Source organism: Halorientalis brevis, assembly GCF_023077655.1.
On record NZ_JALLGV010000003.1, the window covers coordinates 18547 to 44430 of the forward strand.

General features: G+C 64.6%; 24 protein-coding genes. 12 read left to right on the forward strand and 12 right to left on the reverse strand.

Annotated features, from left to right (window positions below):
- Positions 1-39: 39 nt before the first annotated feature.
- Positions 40-453: an HIT family protein gene (locus MU553_RS05565; protein WP_247376572.1), complete on the forward strand. Its 414-nt coding sequence runs from the start codon at positions 40-42 to the stop codon at positions 451-453.
- Positions 454-455: 2 nt separating this feature from the next.
- Here MU553_RS05565 and MU553_RS05570 read toward each other — a convergent pair whose 3' ends face one another.
- Both MU553_RS05570 and MU553_RS05575 read right to left on the reverse strand, forming a co-directional pair.
- Positions 456-659, reverse strand: a complete 204-nt coding sequence (locus tag MU553_RS05570) for a helix-turn-helix transcriptional regulator (RefSeq protein WP_247376574.1) — start codon at positions 657-659, stop codon at positions 456-458.
- A gap of 2 nt (positions 660-661) precedes the next feature.
- Entirely contained in the window at positions 662-1048 is a 387-nt protein-coding gene (locus MU553_RS05575) for a DUF2178 domain-containing protein (protein ID WP_247376576.1), read from the reverse strand.
- A 159-nt stretch (positions 1049-1207) separates the two neighbouring features.
- Here MU553_RS05575 and MU553_RS05580 point away from each other — a divergent pair, with 159 nt between their 5' ends.
- Positions 1208-3190, forward strand: coding sequence for a DUF460 domain-containing protein (locus tag MU553_RS05580; RefSeq protein ID WP_247376577.1), 1983 nt, complete (start codon positions 1208-1210; stop codon positions 3188-3190).
- A gap of 298 nt (positions 3191-3488) precedes the next feature.
- On the opposite strand, the gene MU553_RS05585 is transcribed toward MU553_RS05580, so the two are convergent.
- Together MU553_RS05585 and MU553_RS05590 are read right to left on the reverse strand one after the other, a co-directional pair.
- Positions 3489-3677 (reverse strand): DUF7470 family protein, encoded by a 189-nt coding sequence (locus MU553_RS05585; protein WP_247376579.1) that lies wholly within the window; start codon positions 3675-3677, stop codon positions 3489-3491.
- Between the two features lie 178 nt (positions 3678-3855).
- Positions 3856-4287 carry an SCP2 sterol-binding domain-containing protein gene (locus MU553_RS05590; protein WP_247376582.1) on the reverse strand — a complete coding sequence of 144 codons (432 nt, stop codon included), beginning with the start codon at positions 4285-4287 and terminating at the stop codon, positions 3856-3858.
- Positions 4288-4452: 165 nt separating this feature from the next.
- Here MU553_RS05590 and MU553_RS05595 point away from each other — a divergent pair, with 165 nt between their 5' ends.
- Positions 4453-5163, forward strand: coding sequence for a hypothetical protein (locus MU553_RS05595; protein WP_247376584.1), 711 nt, complete (start codon positions 4453-4455; stop codon positions 5161-5163).
- A 32-nt stretch (positions 5164-5195) separates the two neighbouring features.
- Here MU553_RS05595 and MU553_RS05600 read toward each other — a convergent pair whose 3' ends face one another.
- Positions 5196-6557: a condensation domain-containing protein gene (locus MU553_RS05600; RefSeq protein WP_247376586.1), complete on the reverse strand. Its 1362-nt coding sequence runs from the start codon at positions 6555-6557 to the stop codon at positions 5196-5198.
- A 264-nt stretch (positions 6558-6821) separates the two neighbouring features.
- Here MU553_RS05600 and MU553_RS05605 point away from each other — a divergent pair, with 264 nt between their 5' ends.
- Together MU553_RS05605 and MU553_RS05610 are read left to right on the forward strand one after the other, a co-directional pair.
- Entirely contained in the window at positions 6822-8447 is a 1626-nt protein-coding gene (locus MU553_RS05605; RefSeq protein WP_247376588.1) for a hydroxymethylglutaryl-CoA reductase, read from the forward strand.
- Positions 8448-8765: 318 nt separating this feature from the next.
- Positions 8766-9461: a hypothetical protein gene (locus tag MU553_RS05610; protein ID WP_247376590.1), complete on the forward strand. Its 696-nt coding sequence runs from the start codon at positions 8766-8768 to the stop codon at positions 9459-9461.
- 5 nt (positions 9462-9466) lie between these two features.
- Here the strand turns inward: MU553_RS05610 and MU553_RS05615 are convergent, their stop codons facing one another.
- Positions 9467-10858, reverse strand: coding sequence for a DUF445 domain-containing protein (locus MU553_RS05615; RefSeq protein ID WP_247376592.1), 1392 nt, complete (start codon positions 10856-10858; stop codon positions 9467-9469).
- A gap of 368 nt (positions 10859-11226) precedes the next feature.
- Here MU553_RS05615 and MU553_RS05620 point away from each other — a divergent pair, with 368 nt between their 5' ends.
- The gene (locus MU553_RS05620) at positions 11227-11952 is read left to right on the forward strand and encodes an apolipoprotein A1/A4/E family protein (RefSeq protein WP_247376593.1); all 726 of its coding nucleotides are present in this window, start codon (positions 11227-11229) and stop codon (positions 11950-11952) included.
- A 91-nt stretch (positions 11953-12043) separates the two neighbouring features.
- Here MU553_RS05620 and MU553_RS05625 read toward each other — a convergent pair whose 3' ends face one another.
- The 3 genes from MU553_RS05625 to MU553_RS05635 all read right to left on the reverse strand — a co-directional run bounded on the left by MU553_RS05625 (position 12044) and on the right by MU553_RS05635 (position 16363).
- Positions 12044-13456: an NAD(P)/FAD-dependent oxidoreductase gene (locus MU553_RS05625; RefSeq protein ID WP_345893361.1), complete on the reverse strand. Its 1413-nt coding sequence runs from the start codon at positions 13454-13456 to the stop codon at positions 12044-12046.
- A 242-nt stretch (positions 13457-13698) separates the two neighbouring features.
- Positions 13699-14766, reverse strand: a complete 1068-nt coding sequence (locus tag MU553_RS05630) for a zinc-dependent alcohol dehydrogenase family protein (protein WP_247376595.1) — start codon at positions 14764-14766, stop codon at positions 13699-13701.
- A 529-nt stretch (positions 14767-15295) separates the two neighbouring features.
- Complete coding sequence (locus MU553_RS05635; RefSeq protein ID WP_247376597.1) at positions 15296-16363, reverse strand: zinc-dependent alcohol dehydrogenase family protein; 1068 nt, start codon at positions 16361-16363, stop codon at positions 15296-15298.
- Between the two features lie 349 nt (positions 16364-16712).
- Between MU553_RS05635 and eif1A the strand changes: the two genes are divergently transcribed.
- The 3 genes from eif1A (at position 16713) to MU553_RS05650 (ending at position 18479) form a co-directional block, all read left to right on the forward strand.
- The gene (gene eif1A / locus MU553_RS05640) at positions 16713-17000 is read left to right on the forward strand and encodes a translation initiation factor eIF-1A (RefSeq protein WP_247376599.1); all 288 of its coding nucleotides are present in this window, start codon (positions 16713-16715) and stop codon (positions 16998-17000) included.
- A gap of 86 nt (positions 17001-17086) precedes the next feature.
- Entirely contained in the window at positions 17087-17971 is an 885-nt protein-coding gene (rio1, locus tag MU553_RS05645) for a serine/threonine-protein kinase Rio1 (protein WP_247376601.1), read from the forward strand.
- Positions 17972-18122: 151 nt separating this feature from the next.
- Positions 18123-18479: a hypothetical protein gene (locus tag MU553_RS05650; RefSeq protein ID WP_247376603.1), complete on the forward strand. Its 357-nt coding sequence runs from the start codon at positions 18123-18125 to the stop codon at positions 18477-18479.
- Positions 18480-18528: 49 nt separating this feature from the next.
- Here the strand turns inward: MU553_RS05650 and MU553_RS05655 are convergent, their stop codons facing one another.
- A complete protein-coding gene (locus MU553_RS05655) occupies positions 18529-19485 on the reverse strand; it encodes a TIGR03557 family F420-dependent LLM class oxidoreductase (RefSeq protein WP_247376605.1) in 957 nt (318 codons plus the stop codon).
- A gap of 224 nt (positions 19486-19709) precedes the next feature.
- Here MU553_RS05655 and MU553_RS05660 point away from each other — a divergent pair, with 224 nt between their 5' ends.
- Entirely contained in the window at positions 19710-20258 is a 549-nt protein-coding gene (locus MU553_RS05660; protein ID WP_247376607.1) for a KH domain-containing protein, read from the forward strand.
- A gap of 59 nt (positions 20259-20317) precedes the next feature.
- Here MU553_RS05660 and MU553_RS05665 read toward each other — a convergent pair whose 3' ends face one another.
- Positions 20318-20782, reverse strand: coding sequence for a hypothetical protein (locus MU553_RS05665; RefSeq protein ID WP_247376609.1), 465 nt, complete (start codon positions 20780-20782; stop codon positions 20318-20320).
- 212 nt (positions 20783-20994) lie between these two features.
- Between MU553_RS05665 and thsA the strand changes: the two genes are divergently transcribed.
- Both thsA and MU553_RS05675 read left to right on the forward strand, forming a co-directional pair.
- Positions 20995-22680: a thermosome subunit alpha gene (gene thsA, locus MU553_RS05670; RefSeq protein WP_247377555.1), complete on the forward strand. Its 1686-nt coding sequence runs from the start codon at positions 20995-20997 to the stop codon at positions 22678-22680.
- Positions 22681-22842: 162 nt separating this feature from the next.
- Complete coding sequence (locus tag MU553_RS05675; protein ID WP_247376611.1) at positions 22843-24144, forward strand: aryl-sulfate sulfotransferase; 1302 nt, start codon at positions 22843-22845, stop codon at positions 24142-24144.
- Positions 24145-24251: 107 nt separating this feature from the next.
- On the opposite strand, the gene MU553_RS05680 is transcribed toward MU553_RS05675, so the two are convergent.
- Positions 24252-25841, reverse strand: a complete 1590-nt coding sequence (locus MU553_RS05680; RefSeq protein WP_247376613.1) for a serine/threonine protein kinase — start codon at positions 25839-25841, stop codon at positions 24252-24254.
- Positions 25842-25884: the final 43 nt, after the last annotated feature.

Consider the following 25884-nt stretch of genomic DNA (forward strand, 5'->3'; position numbering starts at 1 on the left):
AGCACCGGGAGTTTTGGTCGTGTAGCTCGACCGATGTGTATGACCGACTGTCCGTTCTGTTCGATCGCGGCCGGCGACGGACCGGCGAGCGTCGTCTACGACGGCCCGGAAACGATGGCGTTCATGGATCTCAACCCGATCAACGAGGGACACGTGTTGGTGATCCCGCGCGAGCACTCCCAGGGGCTGGCGGGGCTCGTCCCGGCGACCGGCGGGCGCATGTTCGCCGTCGCGCAGAAGGTCGCGGCCGCGCTCCGGACGTCGAGCGTACCGACGGACGGCGTCAACCTCTTTCTCGCCGACGGGGAAGCCGCCGGCCAGGAGGTGTTCCACGTCCACCTGCACGTGATTCCTCGCACCGAAGACGACGACGTCACTCTCGCAGCCGAGCAGTCGCGGGTGGCCCGCGAGGAACTGAACGACGTCGCCGACGAGATCACCGAACTGCTCTGAGGTCAGTCCTCGGCGCGCGACCAGTGGAAAATCTCCTCGATCGATCGGTCGTAGTGAGCTGCGAGGGCGAAGGCCAGTTCCAGCGACGGATCGTAGCGGTCGCGCTCGATGGCGTTGATCGTCTGGCGAGTGACGTCGACGGCGGCCGCGAGGTCGGCCTGGCTCTCACCGTTGTCCTCGCGTAGCGCAGGCAAGTCGTTGTCCACGGCTACCGCCTCGCGAGGAGGAGGTTGAGGCCCCACACCAGGTACAGAGCGGTCACGAACCACGCGATGGGCGTCAGCCACCAGGGCCACTCGAACATGCCCAGTGCGGTGAGGGCCGTCATCGTCGGGAAGACCACCGCCGACGTGACACCGAAGATCGAGATGGTGTTGGCGCTCGCCTCTTTAACGATGTCCTCGTCGCGCTCGTCGAACAGCGGTCCCTCGTAGCCGCGCTGGAGGTTGATCGCGACGAGCGCCGCCACGCCGAATGCGACTGCACCCACGACGGGATAGCCGGCGACGATCAGCCCCGCGAACGCGACCGTTCCGGCGAGCCAACTCCCGATGTACGACCGGCGGTACGTGGACTCCGAGTGAGTGGATGGCACGTGTTCCATGTCAAGATCACTTTCCGTAAAGCGTCCTTTACAGTAAAGTATCTTTTACACACCGAGTTAAATATTTCCCTCGTTCGGGAGCGCCGTCCTTCGAAACCAGTCACCGGGTCCCCCACGAAACTTATACGGAACAGGTCCCTAGCCCGAGGTGTGAACGCCCGCACGAGCGCCCTTGATAAAGTCGTCTTCGGGGTGGACGTACAGAGTGGGGACGTCCGGGGGGACGTGTCGTACGCACTCGTGGCCTTCGACGGGGAGTCGCTGGACCGCGACGTGGTCTCGCGACGGAAACTCCGCCGACTCGTCGATCGCGAGGAACCCGCGATGCTCGCGACCGACAACATGTACGAACTCGCCGAGGACAAGGACGCACTCGTCCATTTCCTTCGTGAGTTGCCCGACGAGACGACGCTGGTTCAGGTGACCGGTGCCGAGCGCCCGGAACCGCTCTCCCGGGTCGCCTCCCGCCACGGCGTCCCCTACGGGAAAGACCCCATGAAAGAGGCGGAAGCAGCCGCTCGCCTCGCCGCGGTGAACGTCGGCCAGGAGGTGACTGCTTTCACCAACACGACGCGCGTGAAAGTCTCTCGCGGCCGTTCGACCGGCAAGGGCGGCTGGTCCGAGGACCGCTTTACCCGACGCATCCACGGCGCGGTCAAGAAGCGCGCCCGCGAGGTGGCCAGCGAACTCGACGACGCCTCGCTGGACTACGAACGCGACGTGACCGAGAAGTACGGCGGGTTCGCCAACGCCGTCTTCGAGGTCGAAGGCCGCCCGTCGGACATCCCGGTCTCGACCGAACGGTCGGGGGACGTCAGGATCGAGATCGAACGCGAACGGCGCGACGGCGTCGAGTTCCAGCCGCTGGTCAAGCGCCGGGACCACGTTCTGGTGGGCATCGACCCCGGAACGACCACGGCGGCGGCCGTCGTCGGCCTCGACGGCACAGTACTGGACGTGATGAGCACCCGCACCGGCGACACGGCCGACGTCATCGAGTGGCTCATCGAGCGCGGCCGTCCGATCATCGTCGCGGCGGACGTGACGCCGATGCCCGAGACCGTCGAGCAGTTCCGACGGAGCTTCGAGGCCGCCGGCTGGGCACCCCACGCGGACCTCCCGGTCGACGAGAAGAAACACCGGACCCGCGAGGCGAGCTACGACAACGATCACGAACGCGACGCGCTCGCGGCCGCACTGTACGCGTTCGACGCCCACGAGGACCAGTTCGACCGCGTCGCCGAGAAGGTCCCGCCGCGACAGGACCTCGGCGAGGTGCTCGCACGCGTCGTCACCAACGAGGAATCGGTCGAATCCGTGCTCCGGGACCTCGAAACCGACGAGGACGAACCCGAAGAAGAGACCGAACACACCGAGCGGGAACTCACCGCCGAGGAAAAGCAGATCAAGCGCCTCAAGGCCCGCGTCGATCGGCTGGAGTCCCACGCCGAGAACCTGAAAGAGACGATCGCCCGGAAGGACGAACAGATCGAGGAGTACGAGCAGGAACTCACCGCCGAGCGCCAGCGCGAGCGCCAGAAGGCTCGCGAACGTCGCGAAGTCACGCGGCTCGAACGGGAGAACGAGCGGCTCGAACGCGAACTCGAAACCGAACGCGAGAACGTCGAGGAACTGGCGGACAAACTCGAACGGCTCAAAGCCCTCTGGAAGCTCGATCACTCGAACTTCGCCGACGTCTCCGAGAAACAGCAGGACCTCGTCCCGGTGAAGGTGATCGAGAAGTTCACGAAGGGCGCCATCGAGCACGCCGACGAGCAGTACGGGCTGGCCGAGGGCGACGTGATCTACCTCCGTGACGCCAGCGGCGCCGGGCGATCGACCGCCCAGAAACTCGCCGACGTGAACCCCAGGGTCGTCCTGAAAGACGGCGGCCTCTCGGAGATGGCCGACGACCTGCTCTTCGAGCACGACGTCCCCGTCGGGCCGGCCGCGGACGTGACGATCCAGGAGGTCGACGAACTCGCCGTCGCTCGCGAGAGTGAGGTCGAAGCCGCCATCGAGGACTGGCACGAGCGGGCCGAGGAACGCGTCAAACAGCAAAACGAACAGATGGTCGACCGGCTCATCAGCGAGCATCGCGCCTCCGACCGCGGTGCCGAGTCGGGACATTGATTCCCTCGGCGCTGCCGCACTTCTCGGTTTTCCGGCGCTATTCCGTCTTCTCTACATTCCTACATCTCAGCGGTCGGGTAATCTACTCGAACCCGAGATAATGCTCATGTTCGTCGAGGCAGTGAGTAGCGACACGTGAACTGCCCCAACTGCGACGCCACGATGACGACCGTTTACGACTATCACCGATGCGAGCGCTGCTGCTACGTCCCACACCAGGGCGCTGACTGACGGCCGACGCGAACGGCGACGAAAAAGCAGGGTTCGGGTTTTTGTGCGGTTCGGCGATCGAGTCCGCTTACATCATCTGGCCCATGCCGAGCGACCCCAGGAACCCCGAGACCAGTCCGTAGATCACGAGGCCGAGGCCGGCGACGACGAACGCGACGCCGGCGGCGATGAGCAGGTCGATGTACGCGAGGAGGGCGATCCCTCCGAGCAAGAGCAGAAACCCCAGCAGTCCGGCGACGCCCAGTTTGTCCAACATACGAACCTCTGTCTCAGCGGACGACTTAAAAACTGAGAAACCGCTTCGGTGTGGTTGTTTTTGCCATGCGTCTGTCTCTTGGACCGGGGTTGCGGCGGCGCTGTCGCTGACGGGTCACACGTCGGAACCAGCGGCGTCGCCCGGCACCAGTCTGGGCCGTCCGTGCGGTGTGGCGAGATCAGTACTCGAACTCGGTGTCGATCTCGGCGGCGTTCTCGGTCATCACGGTCGCGGCGTCCGAATACTGCAGGACCTTCTGCATGTCGCCGTCGAGGTCGAACTTGCCGCTCATCAGGCCGTCGATGGCGCCGATGTCGCCCCGGATCATGCCCTTCCAGTTCGAGTACGGGCCGCGATAGGCGAAGCCCCAGTCGACCTCGTCTTCGTCCTCGATCTGTTCTGCCTCGTGGCAGGTGCCGTCTTCCACGTCGATTTTGAACTTCAGGTTCTCGCCGTCGTAGACGTCGTCGGGCTGAATGTCGAAGAGGAACACGCCGTTGAAGTCGACGCCCCACCCCTGGCCGGCGTCGCTGTACGCCTCGCTCTCGTTGAGCTGGTTGGCCCACTCGTCGATCCATTCCTGTCCGTCGCTCGGCAGTGTGATTGCCATACTCTTCCGTGGCCAGCGACCGGCTTCTCGATTGCCCCTCGCACACTCGGTTCTTTAATGGGGTTCGTCCCCGTCATCGCGGCGACCGTCCGGTTCCCGCAGTATTGACCTACGAGCGACAGAATGACGGACGTTGACTGACAATCGCTCACACGGGGAACGACGATGGGGAACGACACTACTCCGCTCACGCCGTTGCTGACACTGCTCGAAGGGTTCACGCCGGGGGACGAGGCCGACGCCGCGGCCATGTTTCCGCTGTCGCCGGTCGCGCTGCTCCGCGGTCGCAGCGGCGGCACGGCGTCGCCCGAGGAGGGCACGAAACGCGCGGTCAGGCAGCTCTACGCCGTGTTGCTCGGTCTCTCGAGCGACTCGCCAGTCGACACGTGGCAGCAACTGCTCGACACGGCGGTCTTCGACGCGCCCTGGTTCACGATCGAGAAGTTCACCGGCGTCACGGCGACGACGTATCGCGTCTGGTTCCACACGCTGGCCCAGATGCTCGTCGAGAGCTACTCGCTGCGGATCATTCACGACGAACTCGTCGTGGACGGGCACAAGCGGACGACCGATACCGGCCGGTGGCTCTGGCGGCTGCCCCAGTCCGACCGCGAACAGCTGCTGAAGCGGTGTACCGACGTCGACGACGAGACGGTCGAACAGATGCAGATCGCACGACGACACCGCGACGAACTGCTGTACGATTTCGGGACCTGGGGCGAGATCGACGCCGGCGAGGGCCTCGCCGAGGCACGGCAGCATCTGCAGGTGTTGACGGCGCTCGACGCCCGCGCCACCGACGGCTCCGTGTTCCCGTTCTTCCCGGACGGCGTCGACGAACTGGCGTCGACGACCGACGACGAGACCGCGGAGTAGGCCTGTGACGCGCTCGAACGCGTTCAGGCCGTCTATGCGGCGTCGATCGCCTCGGCGATCCCGTCGAGGAAGTAATCGGAGAACCGCTCGGCGGCGTCCTGCCCGAGCACTTCGCGCCGGTGGCGGAAGGTGAACGTCACCTGCCCGCCGTAGGTCGCGACGCCGACGCCGACCGGCGTCCCCTTCCAGACGGGCGGCGTGAACCACGGCCGCTCCCGGCCGTCGTCGCCCGAAAGCGACGGCATCACCGGAATCTTCCCGACGTTGGTCAACATTGCCGTGTCCCAGATGCGGTGGCCCGGCCCGCGCAGCAGTTCCGGGAGTTCCTGCTTGATCCCGAGCGGCACCTCGTCGGGGAACATCCGCATCAGCTTGTACGGCGCAGACGCCCGGTCGCGGTCTTTGACCCGACTGGTCTGTTCGGCGATCTCCCGTGCGGCCTCCATCGGGTCCGCTCGGTGTTTCTTGCGGGTGTGGATGCTCTCGAACATCGTGTACATCCCCGACGCGGAGTAGAAGTGATCGTCGGGCCTGATGTTGATCGGCATCATGGTGCTGATTTTGCGCGCTCGCTTCCCGTGGTCCTCGTTCCACCGTTCGATCCCCAGGTGGAGTCCCGTCAGGAACACGTCGTTGACCGAGACGCCGTCCGGTCTGTCGTTGACGACCGCGTCGGTGACGTCGTCGTCGAGCACGCGGCGCGTGAACCGCCAGCCCCAGTCCGGATCGTCGGGCTCGCGGTCCTCGGCGATGCGCGCCGGCTCGTCCACGGTGTTCTGTAACTGTCGAGCGACCTTGTCGATCACGTCGATGCCGTCGTCGAGGAAGTTGAACGTGTCGAGGATCGACGACGGTTCGAGGTCGTCGAGCCACTCGCGGGACTCCGCGAACGACACCGAATCCTGCCAGAGCGGTTCCCCGCGGTACGCCTGACAGACCGCCTGCGTGAACTGCAGCGTCCCGACCCCGTCGACGGCCGAGTGGTGTAAACTCACCAGCAGCCGGTCGCCGCCGTCGATCCCCGCTCCACGGAGGACGAGCGCCCGCATCGGCCGCTCTTCGGTCAGATCGAACTTCTGGAAGTACGCCCGGTTCTGGGCCTCTTCGACGGTGATCTCCCCGGCGTCGAACACCTCGATGTCGAACTCGATGTCCTCGATTTCGGACTCGTCCGGCAGTTCCCACACGTACCGCGAGTCGGCGATCGTGGCCGACCGCATCTTCGCCCCCACGATCGGATGATGCTTGCACGCAGTTCTGGCGGCCTCGTGCAACTGGTCGATGTCGATGGTCGCGGTCGTCTCCACCTCGGCCTGAATGTTCCAGGACGTGTGTTTCTGCTCGATGTGATACACCGCTTCCTCGATCATCGACACTGGAACTGACGTGCTCATCGACGGCACCCCTCTATGATCCCCATCATATTTACTAGCGTATAATTCACGAACCGGTATAAAAGCCTGTAAACGCTCAGTGCAACAACTAGAGATGTTCCCGGTTCGCGGCCTACCCCGTGTTTGGAATTATGACACATGGTGGGTTCTTCCACACGGCTCAACGCGGAATAAAACCGCCTGTATTAAATGACCGGCCGAAAATATTACGGGAATGTTACGGCTGTACGAAATTTTATGTCCATGTAGTTGCCCGTCAGTAGTATGGCAATTCCGAGACCAGAGAGTGGGATTCTGAACAGGCTGTACGCCAACCTGTTCGGATCGAGTGGGCGGTTCGTTTCGCTGGACGTTCCGGAGAAGATACTGAAGCGATTGTACACGTACGGGAGTATCACCAACACGGACGAGGGGCTGCAGTTCGAGGTGAAAAACAGGCTCCAGGACGCCGAATTCGCCGGCGTCAACCGCCTTGCGATCAACGGGGAGGAGATTTCGGAAGACCGCGTTCGGCTGGAGACGGTGGACGAATCAGTCCACCGACTCGACGAGGTCGACGGGGAGAACCCGCTGTCGTTCCCGGTGGGGCGGACCCTCTACGTGATCGTCGAGGGGATGGAATTGCCGACCGGCGATCACACGCTCGACATCGAGTTCGTCGCCCACCCGTTCGGGGACCTCTCGCTCTCGATCGCGGACACCATTCGCGACGAAGAAGAGATCCCGAGCATTCCGCGCCGTGACGACAACAACTTCACCGAGGAGGCCATCCAGGACCGCCACGAGTTCCTCGAGGAGACGACCAACGTGGACCTCGAACACATTCCGCACTACTCGGTCGATCCCGAGGAGGATCTGGAGGGGAACATCGAGAACTTCATCGGCGTCGCCCAGATGCCGATCGGGCTGGCGGGGCCGCTGAAGGTCAACGGCGAACACGCCGACGGCGAGTTCCCGATTCCGCTGGCGACGACCGAGGGAACGCTCGTCGCCTCCTACAGCCGCGGCATGAAGGCGATCAACCTGAGCGGCGGCGCGAAGACCACTGTGACGGACGACAAGATGAACCGCGCGCCGGTGTTCGTCTTCGAGGACGCACGCGTCGCTCGCGACTTCCGCGAGTGGGTGTTCGACCACTACGACACGATCAAGGAGAAAGCCGAGGAGACCTCCAGCGTCGCCGAACTCGTCGAGATCGAGGACTACATGACCAACAACTACGCGTTCCTCCGCTTTGGCTACAAGACGGGGGACGCCGCGGGGATGAACATGGTGGGGAAGGCGACCTTCGCCGCCTGCAACTGGATTCTGAGCGAGTTCCCCGGCTACGTCGAGAACTTCTATCTCGACGGCAACTTCTCGACCGACAAGAAGGCCTCCAAGGTCAACGACCTGATGACCCGCGGCAAGCGCGTGACCGCGGAAGTGACCCTGCCCGAGGAAGTGCTGGTCCACCACCTCGGTGCCGATCCGGAGAGCATCCACCACCACGGCAAAGTCGGGACGCTCGGTTCCTTCTTCGCCGGCAACACGACGAACGGCGCCCATCCGGCCAACGGGCTGGCGTCGCTGTTCATCGCGACCGGCCAGGACGAGGCGAACGTCGCCGAGTCCCACGCGGCGATGGTCAACACCACGCTGCTCGACGACAACTCGCTGCACGTCTCCGTGACGATCCCCTCGCTCATTGTCGCGACCTACGGCGGCGGGACGGGCCTGCCGACCCAGAACGAGGGCCTGGAGATCCTGGACTGTGACGGCCCCGGCAACGTCAACAAGTTCGCCGAGATCGCTGCTGGCGTCGTCCTCGCCGGCGAACTCTCGCTCGCTTCGGCGATCTCCGCCTCGGACTGGGTCACCAGCCACGAGGAACTCGGGCGCAACCGCTGAGCAATCGGCCAGTCCCAAGCGTCGCCAGTTCGCTGTTTTTCCCGCTGTCTCCCACCGTGATCGTCGGTTCGCGTCTGCAATCCGCCGTTTGCAAACCCTAGACGCAGAGTTGCAGTACCAACTTCCCAACAGTCGCCCGAACGCGGACGTCGATCTCCGTTCTACAGACTGCGACCAGTCGCGTCTGCGGCTGGCGTCTCGGGTTGTTTGACCAGAACATTCTTACATACTCACACTGGTAGGATGCGCCCTGAAGTTTGCGCCTGCCGGCATTGTGCTTTTGTACTGGACGTGGTAAACAGAGTCGAGTTGATCTCCATGGTCCTGTATCCCTCCGAAGAGTGGCTGGACGAATATCAGCGGTTGATCAACGAGAGTTCGGAACTGGACGGGTTCGAATTCGACGAGAACCTGCTGCTCGTCATCACTGATCTGAACCTCGCTACTATCACACTCGGCGACCTCTCCGATGAGGTTCTCAGTGAACTGCCGCCCTCGGCGCGGGAAGGACTCGAAGACGTGTCCATCGACGAGGCGACCGACCTCATCGACGAGTCGATCAGGTCGTCGCTGCCGGCGACGTTGCGGAACCTGCTCGAGCAGACGGAACGCGACGTGGTCGAGGGGACGATCTACGTGTACGTCGAACTGGAGGACGGCGACTGCACGGAGCTGGCCCTGGTCGACGGGCCAGGGGATCGCGAGGTCGGGACGGCCTTCCGTGCGTCCGCGCACACGTGGCAATCGATCATCGCGGGTCGACCGGCCACGTCCGCCGTGATCAGCGGCGACCTGGAGATAATCGGCAACGAGTTGCTGAAGATCCCGTACACGGCGGAGCTACAGTTGCTCTGTGACATCGCCGCCGACGTCGACACCGAGTTCCTCATCGAACACGAGGGTGAATCCTTCGTCAACTTCCTGCTCGACGAGTCGATCCGACAGCCAGTCACCGTCCAGAAGTGCGTCACGCGACAGGCTGCCCTGACAGTCCAAACGCTCTCACCGTTCTAACACGCTCACAGCGCAGTCACGACGAGCAGCTGGATCCAGCCCGCCACGAACCCGAGGACCGCACCGATGCCGATCAGGAGCCACTCGTCTTCTTTGAACGCCGACCGGAGCATCACGCAGTAGTCCTCGGGCGGGAGTTCCTTCATGCGCCTGGCGATCAGTTCCTGGACCGGGCCGCTCCGTCTGCGGTTGAACGTGGGGTCCTTGAGCGGCTCGAATGCGTACTCGATCGTCTCGTTGGCGAACGATTCGCGGATGGCCTCGTACTCGCGGTCCCCGGTGGTGACGCGCACGAGCGGGCCGGCGACGCCGACCGCCTCGTCGACTGCCGGGCGGAGCGCGTCCGTGATCATCTTGCGGGTCCGGTCGGACTTCGAGCCGTTCAGCATGTTCTCGGCGATGTTGCCGACGGTGACGATCTCGCCGGCGACGAGTTCCGAGTACGTCTCCGCGGCCTCGTTCTGGCGCTTGATGAACAGCCCCTGGACGGTGAACGGGCCGACCTTGACCGGCTGTTTCGGGTTGAAGATCGCCTTGATGGCGATGAAGTTGGTGAAGTACCCGACCAGGGTGCCCGCGACGGGCAACACCCACCACTCACCGATGTAGATGAACAACGGGATCGAGAAGATCCCCAGGAACGTCCCCAGAAAAAAGCCAGAGTTGATGAGGAACTTCAGTTCCCGGTCGCCGATCTCCAGGAACATCTTGTTGAGCAACTCGGGGTCGTTCCCCAGCTTGTTGACCATCATCATCTTCATGTCCATCAGGTCGTCGATGTTCTCGCCGATGTCGTGGAACACCCGATCGACCACCGCCGGCATCGAGGACTCGACGCGCGAGTGGATCATCTCGCGAACCGCTGGCGGTGCGTCGCGCCACAACTGCGGGTGCTCGCGTCGGATGATGTCGTCGACGAGTCGGTGGATGTCGTCGCTGGCCGCCGCGACGACGTGCTCGGCGATGGTCTCGGGATCGAACTGCTCGTAGAACTCCTTCTGACTCGCGATCTTCGTGACGCCGTTGTCGGCGGCGAGGCTCCCCATCTTCGCCGCCCGCGAGGGGACGATTCCCTGCCAGCCCAGTTTCCCCTCCCGGACGCCCGGAATCTGCTGGATCTTCGTCGGGAGCAGCGACGCCACCTGCTGCATTCCGGGCACTTTGACGCCGAAGAAATCAACCGGGTGGAAGAGCAGTCTGATCCCCACCCAGTTCGTGACGTAGCCGATGATCCCCGTGATCGGCGGGATCAGCACCAGACTCCAGTTGATTCCGGACGGCACGATCGATGCGAGGTCGCCGGGCAGACTCACCGGTCCCGCGAGCAGGTGGCTGACTGACAAGCCACTCCCCAGGACGGCGAACAGCCCCAGTTCGACGGGTAGCACCTCGCTCATCAGTATCCTGGCTCAGTCGCCGTCCGGTTCCACGACCCCCCAGGAGCGCTCGACGCCGCCAGCGGCCCCACAAGTGATCGTCCCTGTTCCCCCGTTCCTGTCTGTCTCGAACCCTCGTCTGTTACCACGTCGACTCCCCCAGAGTCTCGATACGACGATGTTTTCGGTCGATTGACTTAATTCAACCGAACACTACATTTGTCTCGTACTCGGTTTCTTCGGGTACAGCGGCTGTTCTGGCCGGTTTGTTTCCTTCGAGGGCACTCCGCCAGCTAGAAGTAACATTGGGGTGAAGATATAGGTGTAGGGAACATTCCGCTGGCAGAGGGGGTAGTCCGGTCGAATACGCGGAGCCACTACACAGTACCATGAGCGACAACACGTCACCGATCGACGCGATCTTCAGAGTCCAGCGCGACGCAATCAAGCACGGCCAGAACCTGGTCGCGCTCTCCGTGAAACTACCGGCGGACGTCAACGAGACGATCCGGGGGACGATCGACGCTCAGATGGACGCTCAGCAGCGGACCATCGAGTTCGCCCAGGACACCAGTAATCAGCTGCTAGATGCGCTCGAATCGACGGCCTCGGGTGACGACGAGACGATCGACGACATCCGGGAATCGGTCAACAACGGGTTCGACACGCTGCTCGAGCGCCACGCCGACACGATCGACGCCGTCGACGAGAACTACGAGGCCGGCATCGAGCGCTACGACGAGAGCGTCGAGGAGGCGCTGGATATGCTCGACGATCAGCTCGACGTCCTCGTCGAGGTAAACGAGGACCTCGAAGACCAGACCGTCGACACCATCGAGCGGCTCGCCGACCAGTACGACGAGTTCCAGGACGAACTCGAAGCACGTGCCGACGACCTCTCGGAGACGATCGACGAGCAGGCCGACGAGTTCGGCGACCAGTTCGTCCAGCAACTCGACCGGTATCAGGACCAGCTCGACACCCTGCAGGAGCGCTTCGACGACCTCCAGGGTGACCTCGAAGACACCGTCGAACGAGCCCGCGAGGAGAGCACTGTCGACGACACCCGTGAGACGGCCGAGACCGACGACGAGAGCGACGCGCCGGAAGCCTGACGATCCGGGCGCACCGCTCGCGCCCTTCTGACGAAGTAATGGGACAGATCACGCCGAGCGCCGACTGTGTCTCAGTGCCGGCATGGTTGGGTCAGCGATTCTCGTCCTGACTCCCAAACAGCGAGAGCGGGGACACCACCGATCGTTCGAGCAGGTTCACCGGACTCCCGGGATAGCGCCGATCGGCGAGCCGGGTTACGAACGTCAGATCGACGGCGTCGCTCGGTGCGAACGCGTCCGCGAGAGCGAGTCCGGTCGCGCCGAGCGTCGACTGGAGTTCGCTCGGCGAGCCGGGGTCGGTCGGCACCTGTTTGATCGGGAGGTCGCCGAGCGAGACGACCGACTCGTGGGTCGGCCAGCCGAACTCCTCGGCCACGAGGTCGGCCGCGTCGCCGAGCGCCCCGACGGAGCTGAGGTGGCCCGCACCGATCACGGCCTTGGCAGCCCGCGCGGGCTCGCCGCTCAGGACGGCCGGGCCGACCTGTGCGACCGCGCCGTCGCCGACGCTGACGACCCAGCCCAGCGAGTCGTACTCGTACGTGGCCAACTCGTCGTCGGCGCCGTCCGATTCGGTGCTATCGTCGGTTGCCTCCTCGATGCGCTGCCGGACGTTCTTCGCGGTGACGCGCGCCTGCCGGATCGCCGTCTGGGCGCTCGCCGGTGCGGTGGTGCCGTCGTCGCCGACGACCGTGCCGGCGTCGCCGACGACGAAGGTACTGTCGCTGACCTGGAGATCGGATTCGACGCGGGGCCGGTCTCCCTCGAAGGCCGCAGGGCCGTGGATGCCCCCGGTCCAGACGAACACGTCGGCCGGGAGCGTTCGCCCGTCGGCCAGGTGAACCGCGTCCTCGTCAGCGCGCTTGACGCCGACGCCGGTCTCGACGGTCACGTCACGGGCGTCGAGTTCCTGGCGGAGCGCCGTCCTGAACGCGGGGTCGAACCCCGAGGCCACGCTGTCGGAGCGCTCGACGACGGTCACGTCCAGATCGAGTCCCTCCGCAGCGGAGAGCGCGGCGAGTTCGCCCGCGACCTGGACGCCGGAGAGGCCGGCGCCGCCGACGACCGCGTGGCCCCCGGCAGCGGTCAGCGTGTCGTCGTGAATCTTCCGTGCGTCGGCGAGTCGTTTGAGCGGCGTGGCGTGGTCTTCGACGCCCGGGAGGTCGTAAAAGGCGGTTTCCGCACCGAGGCAGACGGCGCCGACGTCGTATTCGAGCGTCGTCTCGCCGTCTCCGTCCACCGGTGCGAGGGTCGCGACGCCATCGTCGGCGTCAATCCCGGTCACGCGCGCCTGGCGGACCTCGGCCTCGGAGAGGACCGCCGACAGTGGCACGGTGATCGTGTCGGCGAGGGATGGGCGGCGCACGACGCGGTGGAGTTCGTGCTGGACGAGATGTGACTCGGACTCGTCGACGACGACGAGTTCCACGTCGTCGGGAGCGTGTCGTTCGAGCCGCCGGGCGACGGTCAGTCCGGCGTAGCCAGCGCCGAAGACGGCAACGCGCATAGTCTGCTATTCTCGCTGACAACTGATAACTGCACTGCAAGACACAACTATTGGGTTGTGGGCGACCTATTGCTGTCGTGCGGTCGTGGTTGGCATCCGCGCGAGCGTGAGCGAGCGCGGTTCACTGCTGGCGAGGGAGCAGTGCGACCGAGCCAGCAGCACGTTTTAGTCCAGGTTTTGCGACCGAGTGGTACCCGCAGCGAGCGCTTGCGAGCGAGGATACCCGAGGGAGTAAAAAGTGGTTAGAACTCGTTACAGACCGGGATGCCGACCGTCTCGTAGTCGCCCATGGACTCGACGACGTCGGGCACTTCTTCGAGCGAGACCGTCTCGGTGACGATCCGGCCGGGGTCGATCTTATCCTGCTCCATCATGCGGAAGATCTCCTGATACTGGTTCGGGGGCATCCCGAACGAGCCCTTGAAGTCCCGCTCGTCCATGACGATGTTGTCGACCGGGAGCGAGACGTTCCCGCCTTCTTCGGAGGTGGTGAGCCCGATCTGGAGGTGCTGACCGCCCTTGCCCAGGGAGTTCACGGAGTTCTGGCAGGTCTCGGCGACGCCCAGCGCGTCCACGGAGATGTCGACGCCGCGAGAGGACTCGGTGAACTGCTTGACCGCCTGGGGCACGTCTTTGACGTCGTTGGCGTTGAGCGTCTCGTCGGCGCCCAGCTCTTCGGCCTTGTCGAGTTTCTCGTCGATGATGTCGATGCCGATGACGTTCGCGCCGAGGGCTTCGGCGATGTGGACGGCAGAGAGGCCGACGCCACCCAGACCGTGGACGGCCACCCAGTCGCCGGGGTTGATGTCGACGCGGTGGGCCAGCCCGTGGAACGCGGTGGCGAACCGGCAGCCGAGCGCGGCGACGTCGACGGGGTCGACGTTCTCGGGGAGCTTGATGGCGTTGTGGTCGGCTTTCCGGACGGGGAACCGTTCGGCGAAGGCACCGGGGGCCATCTTCAGGAAGCCCAGCGGGACGACCTGTTCGCAGATGTTTCCGCGGCCGTTCCGGCAGTGGTGACAGGTGCCGTCAGAGAGATTGAACGGGACGGTCACCTGGTCGCCTTCGCGGAACCGCTCGACGTTGTCCCCTACTTCGACGACGGTGCCGGCCGGTTCGTGGCCGAAGACGAGTCCGTCGGTCGGCATCACGCCGATCCAGGACCAGTCGCCTTTCCAGGCGTGCCAGTCGCTGCGGCAGATCCCACACGCTTCGGTCTCGACGATGATCTGGTCCTCCTCGGCTGTCGGCTCTTCTACGTCCTCGATTTGGAGGGGCTCCTCCACCCCGTGAAAGACTGCTGCTTTCATCCACCCCTAACCTGCAAATACATCCTTATAAATCATTGGTGGGGTATATCATACGCCTCTCTATTCAGGGGCCGGGTGTTATGCAGGGTTTCACGGTTGTCAACTGTTCATGCATTCTTTCGGCAACAATATCCGGTGATCGGCCGATCGCGGCGCTCGCGCGCGCTCCGATCATGAGTGCGATTGACGGGCAAAGATAGCTGTTCCAACAGGTGTCCGATCGGGGAATGGTTCGCGTCCAGAGCGCCCTCGCGGGTGCATCTGTTCGTGTCTCGATCGATCTCCTAGTCTTAGTGAGGAGTGTGGTTTTCCCACAACCACGTTAAAAGTAACCGTGTACCAATGGAGAATCCTGAACGAGACGACGGAGAGAGTACGTTAGCATCCGCGCGAGCGGTAGCGAGCGCGGTTCACTGCTGTCGAACGCCGACGGCGTGAGACAGCAGGTCGTTTTTAGTCCAGGTTTTTGCGATGGGGATGCCCGCAGGCAGCTTCGCTGCCGAGGACATCCCCCGACGTAAAAAAGTGGTTAGAACTCGTTACAGACCGGAATCCCGACGGTGTCGTAGTCGCCCATGGACTCGATGACGTCGGGGACTTCCTCGAGCGAGACGGTCTCGGTGACGATCTTCCCGGGGTCGATCTTCCCGCGGTCCATCATGCGGAAGATCTCGTCGTACTGGTTCGGCGGGATGCCGTAGGAGCCGACGATCTCGCGTTCGTCGTAGACGAGGTTGTCCATCGGAATGGGGATGTGGCCGCCGTCCTCGCCTTCGGTCATCCCGATCTGGAGGTGCTGGCCGGTCTTGCCCAGCGAGTTAAAGGCGTTCTGGCAGGTTTCTGGCACGCCGAGCGCATCCACGGCGATGTCCACACCTTTGGAGGACTCGGTGAACTGCTTGACTGCCTGGGGAACGTCCTTGACGTCGTTGGCGTTGAGCGTCTCGTCGGCGCCCAACTCTTCGGCCTTGTCGAGTTTCTCGTCGATGATGTCGACGCCGATGACGTTCGCGCCCAGCGCGTTCGCGACGTGGACGGCCGAGAGGCCGACGCCGCCGAGACCGTGGACGGCCACCCAGTCGCCGGCGGTGAGGTCGACGCGGTGGACGAGCCCGTGGAAGGCGGTGGCGAACCGGCAGCCGAGACCGGCGATCTCGACGGGGTCGACGCTGTCGGGCTGTTTGACGACGTTGAAGTCGGCTTCGCGGACGGGGAACCGCTCGGCGAACGCGCCGGGCGCCGGTTTGATGAAGCCGAGCGGCATCAGGCGCTCACAGACGTTGGCGTGCCCAGAGCGGCAGTGCTCGCAGGTGCCGTCGCCGAGACAAAATGGGACGGTGACGCTGTCGCCTTCGCGGAATCGTTCGACGTCGTCGCCCACCTCGGCGACGGTGCCGGCCGGTTCGTGGCCGAAGATGAGGCCGTCCATCGGGATGACGCCCATGTGATCCCAGTCGCCCTTCCAGGCGTGCCAGTCGCTGCGGCAGATCCCACACGCTTCGGTCTCGACGACGATCTGGTCGTCGTCGGCTGTCGGCGGTTCCACCTCTTCGATCTGGAGCGGCTCCTCCACCCCGTGAAAGACTGCTGCTTTCATACAACACCACGGCTGTAAATACTCTGTAATAAACTCTTGGTAGGGCTTATCAAACGCCTGTTTACCCAGGGTGGCCACGTTATACTCGAAATCGGGGTGGTTCTTGGTAACGCGCCAGTACGGGCGAAATCGGCGGCAAATCGGGGAATTGACCGCTCGCGCGCGCTCGCTCAGACGCTCGTGAGGGAGACCCCGTCGGCCATGACGAGGCCGCCGAGACCGACGCGGAGAACGGCGTGGAAACCTGCCCCGAGTGCGGGTGGGTCAAGTCCCAGGGCGCGGACTGAGGGGGTTGGCGGGCAGTTCAGGCTTGAAAAGCTTAAACCGTCTCCCCACCGAAGGACCGCACATGAGTGACAACGAGGGCAGGAAGGACCTCCGCATGCCCGACGACGACGAGGTGTTCGCCGTCGTCCTGGACATGCTCGGTGCGAATCGCGTCCGCGTGCGCTGTATGGACGGGCAGACACGAACCGCTCGCATCCCGGGGAAGATGCAGAAACGCATCTGGATCCGCGAAGACGACGTCGTCCTCGTCGAACCGTGGGACTGGCAGGACGAGAAGGCCGACATCACCTGGCGCTACGACAAGCAGGAAGCCGACCAGCTCAAGGAGGAGGGTCACATTCAGGAGTAGCGCTCGCATGAACGCGATTCCGCAGCGCGGCGGCGGTCGACCGCTGGACCGACGGCGAGCAGGCCCATGAGTCGGGGGACGCTCTCGTGACAGAATCCTTCGAGCTCGTCGACACCGAGGACGTCGACTCGCCGGGTGACGAGTGGGAAGAGATCGACGTCGCCGACACGGAAGCCGATCGCATCGCCCGCCGTCGGGACCGCGAGTTCAGCGAATTCCGCAAACGCATCAAGGACGCCGACCAGTTCAAGGTCGAGGCCTCCGTTTTCGACGACGCCACCTTCGCCGCGCTGTACAAACTCGTTCAGGACGGCTACATCGACGCCTTTGGCGGTCCCATCTCGACGGGCAAAGAGGCGAACGTCTACTCCGCGCTCGGCGGGGAAACGGCCGCCGACGTGCTCGACGTCGACGACAATCCCGAAGTCGCCGTCAAGGTCTACCGCATCAACGCCTCGGACTTCCGGGACATGCGAGGGTATCTCGACGGCGACCCCCGGTTCGAGGGGATCGGTCACGACAAGAAACAGATCGTTCAGGCGTGGGTCCGCAAGGAGTTCGCGAACCTCACACGCGCTCGGAAGGCCGGCGTCCGCGTCCCCGAACCCATGGCCGTCGAGCGGAACGTCCTCGTCATGGAACTGCTCGGCCTCGACACCGGGCGGGCCAAACGCCTCAGCGAGGTCCACGTCGAGAACCCCGAAACGGCCTACGAGGTCATCCGTGAGTACATGCGCCGCCTGTACGACGCCGGCCTGGTCCACGGCGACCTCTCGGAGTACAACGTCATCCTCCACGGCGAGGAACTGGTCGTCATCGACCTCGGCCAGGCCGTGACTGTCCATCACCCCAACAGCCGCGAGTTCCTCGAACGCGACTGTCACAACGTCGCCGCGTTCTTCCGCCGCCAGGGAATGGACGTGACCGACGAGGACCTGCTCGCGTTCGTCACCGACGACACGTCCGACTGACTGCGTCTCCGACCGTTCGGAGGCCGTCGTTGTCTCTCGATTCACCGTTCTCGAACGTGGCTGTGACCCCGTCACGACTGACAAATATTAATGGATTTTCTATATGTAACCTGAGAATATGTTTTTGATTCTTAATGTGGTAGCTGTCAGCATGAGCCGCATTGACCGCGATCTCATCGAGCAGGCGCTGGACATCCTTTCCGAACATCGCGGGAGTGACAACAGCATCTCCTCCGAGGAACTGAACCGGCGACTCGGGGTCGCGGAGACGGATTCCTTCGAGGGCAAGGAGGTGTTGCAGTACCTGCTGTACGAGGAGGGCATCCCGATCGCGGCGACTCGAAGCGGGTATTTCCTGATCGACAGCAAACGGGAGCTTCACAGATACGTACAGACGCTTCACCGCAGCCAGTTCCGAACGGAGAAACGCGAACAGGCGGCAAAGCGGGCGTTCGACAGCGAGTTCGACATCGAGAAGGTGTCCGCCGACGATCTCGTTCCCCAGTGAGACGCTGTTTCGGTCGCACTCACCCGTCGTGAGCGACTGCTCCCCGTGACTACGCGATTGCCGGCAGGACGTCGCTCTCGTAGGTCTCGAACAGGCCCGCAACGTCCGTTCCGATCTGGTGGACGACGACGTGATCGAAGCCGGCGTCTGCGAACTTCTCGACGTTCTCGACGTGCGTGGCCGGGTCCGGGTCAGTGACCAGGCTCCCGTTTTCGATGTCCGCCTTCGAGACCATCTGACAGGCCTGCTCGAAGTGGGCTGGCGTGGATAGTTGCGACCCCAGTTCGCCGGGCAGTGCCGTGTTCGGCCAGCGCTCGGTGGCGACGTCGACGGCCTGCTCTCGGGTTTCCTCGTAGGAGACGCTCAACTGGCCGTAGGCCGGCCCCTCTCCGCCAGCGTCGGTGTACGCCGCAAGGGTCTGTTCCTGTGGGCCGACGGTGTACAGCCCGTCGGAGAACTCCGCGACGGTCGCTGCCGCCGTGGGACCGTACGCCGATCCGTAGATGGGCGGTGGCTCCTCGGGCAGCGTGAACAGTTGCGCGTTCTCGACGGTGAAGTGCTCTCCGTCGTGGGTAAGTTCGTCGCCGGTCCAGAGCGCCCGGACGACGTAGACGGCCTCTCGAAGCATTTCGAGCCGTTTGACGATCGGTGGCCAGTGGTCGCCGTGGACGTGTTCGTTCAACCGCTCCCCGGAGCCGACGCCGAAGAAAAAGCGTCCGTCACTCATCGCCGCGGTCGTCGCGGTGGCCTGTGCGAGGTTGGCGGGGTGGTACCGCATCGACGGACAGGTCACGCCCGTCCCGATGCCGATCTCCTCGGTCGCGCGTGCGACGCCGCCGAGGGTCGTCCAGACGAACGGGCTCTCGCCCTGGACCGGGAGCCACGGATGGTAGTGGTCCGAGACCGCGACGAAGTCGAACCCGGCCTCTTCGGCCCGGACCGCCTGTTCGACGAGTTCGTTGGGTCCGTACAGTTCGCTCGACAGCGCGAAGCCGACCGCAGTCATCGCCGCTCTCCTGTCGCGCTCGCGGTCTCCCAGTTACGTTCCATCGTACCTTCGGTGTCAACGTTCCCGGGCTTAAGCGACCGGCCGAGATATGCAACGTCCCTGGCGGCCGTCCACGTCCGTCAGCGATGGCGATTCCCTCGTCGGAACTGCCTTCTGCCGACTCGATATTCGTCACGTGCGAAGGCTTAAAACGGCGCGACCACGTAGCCTGCAGTATATTTATGCAACATGTGAAGATTCCGCAGGACCGCATCGGCGTGCTCATCGGCGAAGGGGGAGAGACGATGCGTGAGATCGAAGAGCGCGCGGAGGTCCGACTCGACATCGACAGCGAGACCGGTCAGGTTCGCGTCGAGACGGTCGGGGATCCCATCACGGGGCTCAAAGGGCCGGACATCGTGAAGGCCATCGGCCGTGGATTCGCGCCCGAGGAAGCCCTGGCGCTGCTGGACGACGAGATGATGATGTTCGACATCATCGACATCAAAGCCGCCTCGCGCAACGAGAAGGACCTCCGTCGGAACAAGGGTCGCCTCATCGGCGAGGACGGTCGCACCCGGGAACTCATGGCGGAACTGTCCGGTGCTGCGGTCGTCATCTACGGCTCGACGCTCGGGATCATCGGCCAACCCGAACAGGTCGACACCGTGCGCGAGGCCGCCGAGATGATCCTCGACGGCGCGCCCCACGGCTCGGTCTACTCGTTCCTCGAACGCCGCCACAACGAGATGAAACACAAGGGAATGGAGTACCACCAGTTCACGGGCTAATTCCCTCGATAATTACCCCTGCTCCCTTCGTTCGCGGGGACGCTGGCTACTTCGGTTTGCTACTCGTCGTCGTCGAGTGAGATGTCGCCGATCGCGTCCGCGATGTCGTCGTCTTCCGCGCCCTCTTCTGGCTCGCCGGTCGCTCCTTGCGGGTCGTCCATCTCGGCGGACTCGACTTTCGATTCGAACCCGCCTGCGAGACTCGCACCGTCGTCGGCACCGCTTTCGGGAGTGGTACCGCTCGCCGCGTCCAGGCTGGCGCCACTGCTCGACGCACCGCCGAGGTCCGCCTCGGGGTTCGTCGGGGTGTCGAGGTCGAGTTGCCGCTCGAGGAGTTTGACTCGCTCTTCGAGTTCTGAGACGCGGCTCGCAACCGCTGGTGCCTGCGTCGAGGCCAGGTCCGACATCGGTCGGTGTGCGATGATCCACCGCAGATACGCCGCCCGGTCGTCGAACCCCTGTAGCGACGCTTCGTCGTCCAACTCCTCGACCAGGTCGTCGGCCAGTTCCACTCGAATCTCCATTGGCTGACAGTATGCGAACGACCTACGTAAATCCCGGTATCGATTCGCCCGCCGTGTCGCTGCCACGGCCGCCCTCGCGGGATTTAAACCCACGCCCTGTCACGTTCTCCCACGGATCGCGGGGACGGTCCCGTAAGGCGGTTCTGCCTGCTGTGAACACAACGTTTATATAGAATGGCAATACAACCATTTGCTTGAATATGGCTCAGCAGATGGGTAACCAGCCCCTCATCGTACTTTCCGAGGAGAGTCAGCGAACCTCCGGGAAGGACGCCCAGTCGATGAACATCACGGCCGGCAAAGCGGTTGCCGAGTCCGTGCGCACGACACTCGGTCCGAAAGGAATGGACAAGATGCTCGTCGGAGACACCGGCAGCGTCGTCGTCACGAACGACGGCGTCACCATCCTCGACGAGATGGACATCGAGCACCCGGCCGCGAACATGATCGTCGAGGTCGCCCAGACCCAGGAAGACGAGGTCGGTGACGGCACCACGACGGCCGTCGTCATCACGGGCGAACTCCTCACGAAGGCCGAGGACCTCCTCGACCAGGACATCCACGCCACCATCCTGGCACAGGGGTACCGCCAGGCAGCCGAGAAGGCAAAGGAGATCCTCGAGGACATCGCCATCGAGGTCGACGAGGACGACACCGACATCCTCGAGCAGATCGCCGCCACCGCGATGACCGGCAAGGGCGCCGAGTCCGCCAAGGACACGCTCGCCTCGCTGGTCGTCGACTCCGTCCGCGCCGTCGCCGACGAGGAAGGCGTCGACACGGACAACATCAAAGTCGAGAAGGTCGTCGGCAGCTCCATCGACCAGTCCGAACTGGTCGAGGGCGTCATCGTGGACAAGGAGCGCGTCCACGACAACATGCCCTACGCCGTCGAGGACGCCGACGTCGCCCTGCTCGACACCGCCATCGAGGTGCCCGAGACCGAGCTCGACACCGAGGTCAACGTCACCGACCCGGACCAGCTCCAGCAGTTCCTCGACCAGGAAGAGAAGCAGCTCAAAGAGATGGTCGACAACATCTCCGAGGCTGGCGCCGACGTCGTCTTCTGCCAGAAGGGCATCGACGACATGGCCCAGCACTACCTGGCCCAGGAGGGCATTCTCGCCGTCCGTCGCGCCAAGAAGTCCGACATCAAGGCGCTCGCCCGCTCGACGGGCGCTCGCGTCGTCTCCAACATCGCGGACATCACCGAGGACGACCTCGGCTTCGCCGGCTCCGTCGCCGAGAAGGACGTCGGCGGCGACCAGCGCATCTTCGTCGAGGACGTCGAGGACGCGAAGGCCGTCACGATGATCCTCCGCGGCGGCACCGACCACGTCGTCGACGAGGTCGAGCGCGCGATCGACGACTCGCTCGGTGTCGTCTCCGTCACGCTCGAGGACGGTCAGGTCCTCCCCGGTGGCGGTGCTCCCGAGACGGAACTCGCCCTCGGTCTGCGTGACTACGCCGACTCCGTGGGTGGCCGCGAGCAGCTGGCCGTCGAGGCGTTCGCCGACGCCATCGACGTCATCCCGCGCACCCTCGCAGAGAACGCCGGGCTCGACCCCATCGACTCGCTGGTCGACCTCCGCAGCAAGCACGACGGCGGCGACACCACGACCGGTCTCGACGCCTACACCGGTGACGTCGTCGACATGGAAGACGACGGCGTCGTCGAACCGCTCCGCGTCAAGACCCAGGCCGTCGAGTCCGCGACGGAGGCCGCTGTCATGATCCTCCGCATCGACGACGTCATCGCAGCCGGCGACCTGAAGGGCGGCGCGTCCGACGACGAGGACGACGGACCTGCAGGCGGCCCAGGCGGCGCACCCGGCGGCATGGGTGGCGGCATGGGCGGCATGGGCGGTATGGGCGGCGGCATGGGCGGCATGATGTGAAGTCGGCCGTCTAAGCCACTTTACTACGCCACTCCGTCATCCCACTGCACCGCTCGCTGACCGACTACACTTTTATCGACGCGCTGTCCGAGGAGCGACCGCTCTCCGTTTCCGTCAGTTCTCGGAGGGTTTTTCCCGCACGCAAGGTGCGTTCCAGATAGGATGACTCGCTCTCCGCTGCCGAACGCACTCCGTCCCTCCACGCGGATGTCGACTCTTCGGCTCGCTGTCGCTCTGCTCGTCGTGGTGACCGGTCTGTCGGTCGCCGCGTCGTTCGCGACCTACGACACGGCCGCAACCCAGGGGTCGGCACCCGGCGTCGGCGGGACGCTCGTCGCGACCATCGACGCCACCGGACCGGGCCAGATCGTCGCCTACCACCCCAACGGCTCGGTCATGTACCACAACGAGACGTACGGCATCTACCACGACGTGGACCCCGCGCCGACGGGGTCGGATACGGTCGAGTACGTCGCCACGTATCACAACGAGAGCGACGCCTGTGCCGGCGAGACCTGCTCGGTCGACGTCGTCGAGCGGGTGAACCTGACGACCGACGAGACGACGCGCCTGCACACGATCGTCGACACGGAGAACGGCTCCTCGGACGATCACGACGTCGACCGCATCAACGAGTCGGTGCTGCTGTTCGCGAACATCAACTACCCGGACAGCGTCTTCATGGTGAACACCACCACCGACGAGACCATCTGGGAGTGGCGGGTCTCGGAAGACTACGCGCCCGAGAGCGGCGGGAGCTACCCCGGCGACTGGACCCATCTGAACGACGTGGAGTATCTCCCCGACGGCCGCGTCATGGTCGACTTGCGCAACCAGGACCAGGTCGTGTTCGTCGACCCTGGGGCGGGGCTCCAGGAGAACTGGACGCTGGGCGCGGACGGCGACCACGAGATCCTCTACGAACAGCACAATCCCGATTACATCCCCGAAGCCCGGGGCGGTCCGGCGGTCGTGGTCGCTGACAGCGAGAACAACCGCATCGTCGAGTACCAGCGCGAGGACGGAGAGTGGCAGCGGTCCTGGCGGTGGGCGGACTCGCGGCTGAGCTGGCCGCGGGACGCTGACCGGCTGCCCGACGGGCGGACGCTGATCGCGGATTCGCACGGATCGCGCATCCTCACCGTGAACCGGAACGGCTCCGTCTCGTGGAGCCGTGACTTCCCGGACGGCGTCTACGACGTGGAAATCCTCGAAACGGGTGACGAGAGCGCGAACGGGTCCAGCGCCGCGGCGCTCGGCCTGGAGTCCGGCGGGGTCGGGGTCGGCTGGACCGCCACGTTCGCACGGCTTCCGCGACTCGTCCCGCCGGTCGTGCTGCACGGGCTGCTGTACTCGCTCCCGCTGTGGGTGACGCCGTTCGACGCGTTCCTGCTCGTCGTCTCGGGCGTGGCCGTCGCCCTGCTCGGCGTCGGGGAAGCGGTCCGCTGGTACCGGTCCTCGTAGGTGGCAACGACGAGCCTAACGCCATGGCGATCTGGGAGTCTCGTCACGGCGACATGACATCCGGTAACTGAGGCCGCTGGTTCCCCTCCCCGCTGCTTTTTCGCTGCTCAGATGTCGATGTCGACGCCTGCTTCCTCACAGCTCCGTTTGAGATCTGCCCGGAGCTGCGTGGCGGTCTCGTAGCGGACGAGCTTTCGCTTCGCCGTCGCTTTCCAGATCACGTCGTCGACAGCGTCTGGGAGCGCCGGATTCACCTCGGTCGGTGCCGGGGGCTCGGCGGTCAGCACCTGTTCATGGACCTCGGACTCGCCGCCCTCGAAGGGAGCACGGTCGGTGAACAGCCGGTAGAGCACGGTGCCGAGCTGGTAGACGTCCGTCGAGTGGTCGATGCTCCCGTAGCGAGCGTCGAAGTACTCGGGCGCAGCGTACCGCAAGTCGAGGTACTCGCCGAGGTCGAAGTACTCGCGGAGCGCGAACAGGAGACCGACGTTGTCGAGTTTGGGGCGCCACGCCACGGTGAGCGCGTCGCCGGACCTGACGACGTTCCCGGGGTCGATGCCGGCGTGGACGACGCCCTGACGGTGGCAGTCGGCGACGCTCTCGGCCAGGTGCAGTCCACAGCGGAGTCGCGCGGCGACGCTCGGCGGAGTCCACTCGGAAATCGGTTCCTCGACCGGCTCGGTGGCGAGCCAGGGTCGCGGGTCCGCTGCCCAGTCGTGGACCGTGACGACGCCCTCGATCGCGGACGCTCCCTGCCAGCGAGCGAGTTGCTCACCGACGGTCGCGGCGTAATCGCCGTCGTCCGCGTCGCTGTCCGGTCGGTCGAGGAGCCGGAGGGCGATTCCCGACTCCTCGGAGCCGGTGCGCGCTCGCGCGCGGACGGTGTCGGCGTAGCGCCTGCCGTCGCGGGGTAACACGACCTCCAAGTCGTCGAAGCGGCACTGCGATCGGATCGTCTCGAAGAGGTCCGACCCCTCGATGTGTTCGATGTCGGCTCGCTTTTGCTGCGTGGCGGACCATGGGGCCGCGCGGTCAGTGGGGTCTGGCGCCGCATCGTCGGTCTGGTCCTCGCTCTCCTGGTCCGCGTCGCGTCGGTCGGGGTCACCGCCACCGGTGGTCGACGCGTCGTCCATCGCTCGTTCGATGACCGTCGGGACCTCGCCGGGGGTCTCGACGAGCTGTCGGTTGCCGTCGAGCGCCGTCGTCAGAAAGTCGGCGCTGCTTCCGTACGTCGGGATGATCGTCTTCCCGTCGTGGTCCTCGCGAAAGACGACCGCGTCGTCGTTGTCGTCGTCTCCGGCCGGGAGGGCCAGCGCACCGTCGTGGTCCGCCGAGAGGGCGTCCGGGTCGACGTCGCGCTCGGTGAGTACCGGACGGACGAGGTCGGGATATCGGTCGAGGAGGACGACGAGGACGTTGCGAACGTCGTCGCTCGCGTCGCGGTTGGCGACGAGGTAGCCGACGAGGCCGGGCAGTGCGTTGGGCTGGTCGCGCGCGAGGAGTCTGATCGCCCAGGTGCTGGAAAACCGGATCGTCGGGTCCTCGTCGGCGAGCCCGGCGACGAGCGACCGGCGCAGGTCGGCGTCCGCGAGGTCCGGCTGCTCGTCGGGCGTCGAAAGTAGCGTCCGCAGCACGGAGCGCGGGTCCGTCCACGGTCGCGAACTCTCGTCGTCCGGACTGCGCGCGTTCGTGCCCATCGTCTCAATACTGTACGTCTCGCTACATCAACGTTGGTCAGAC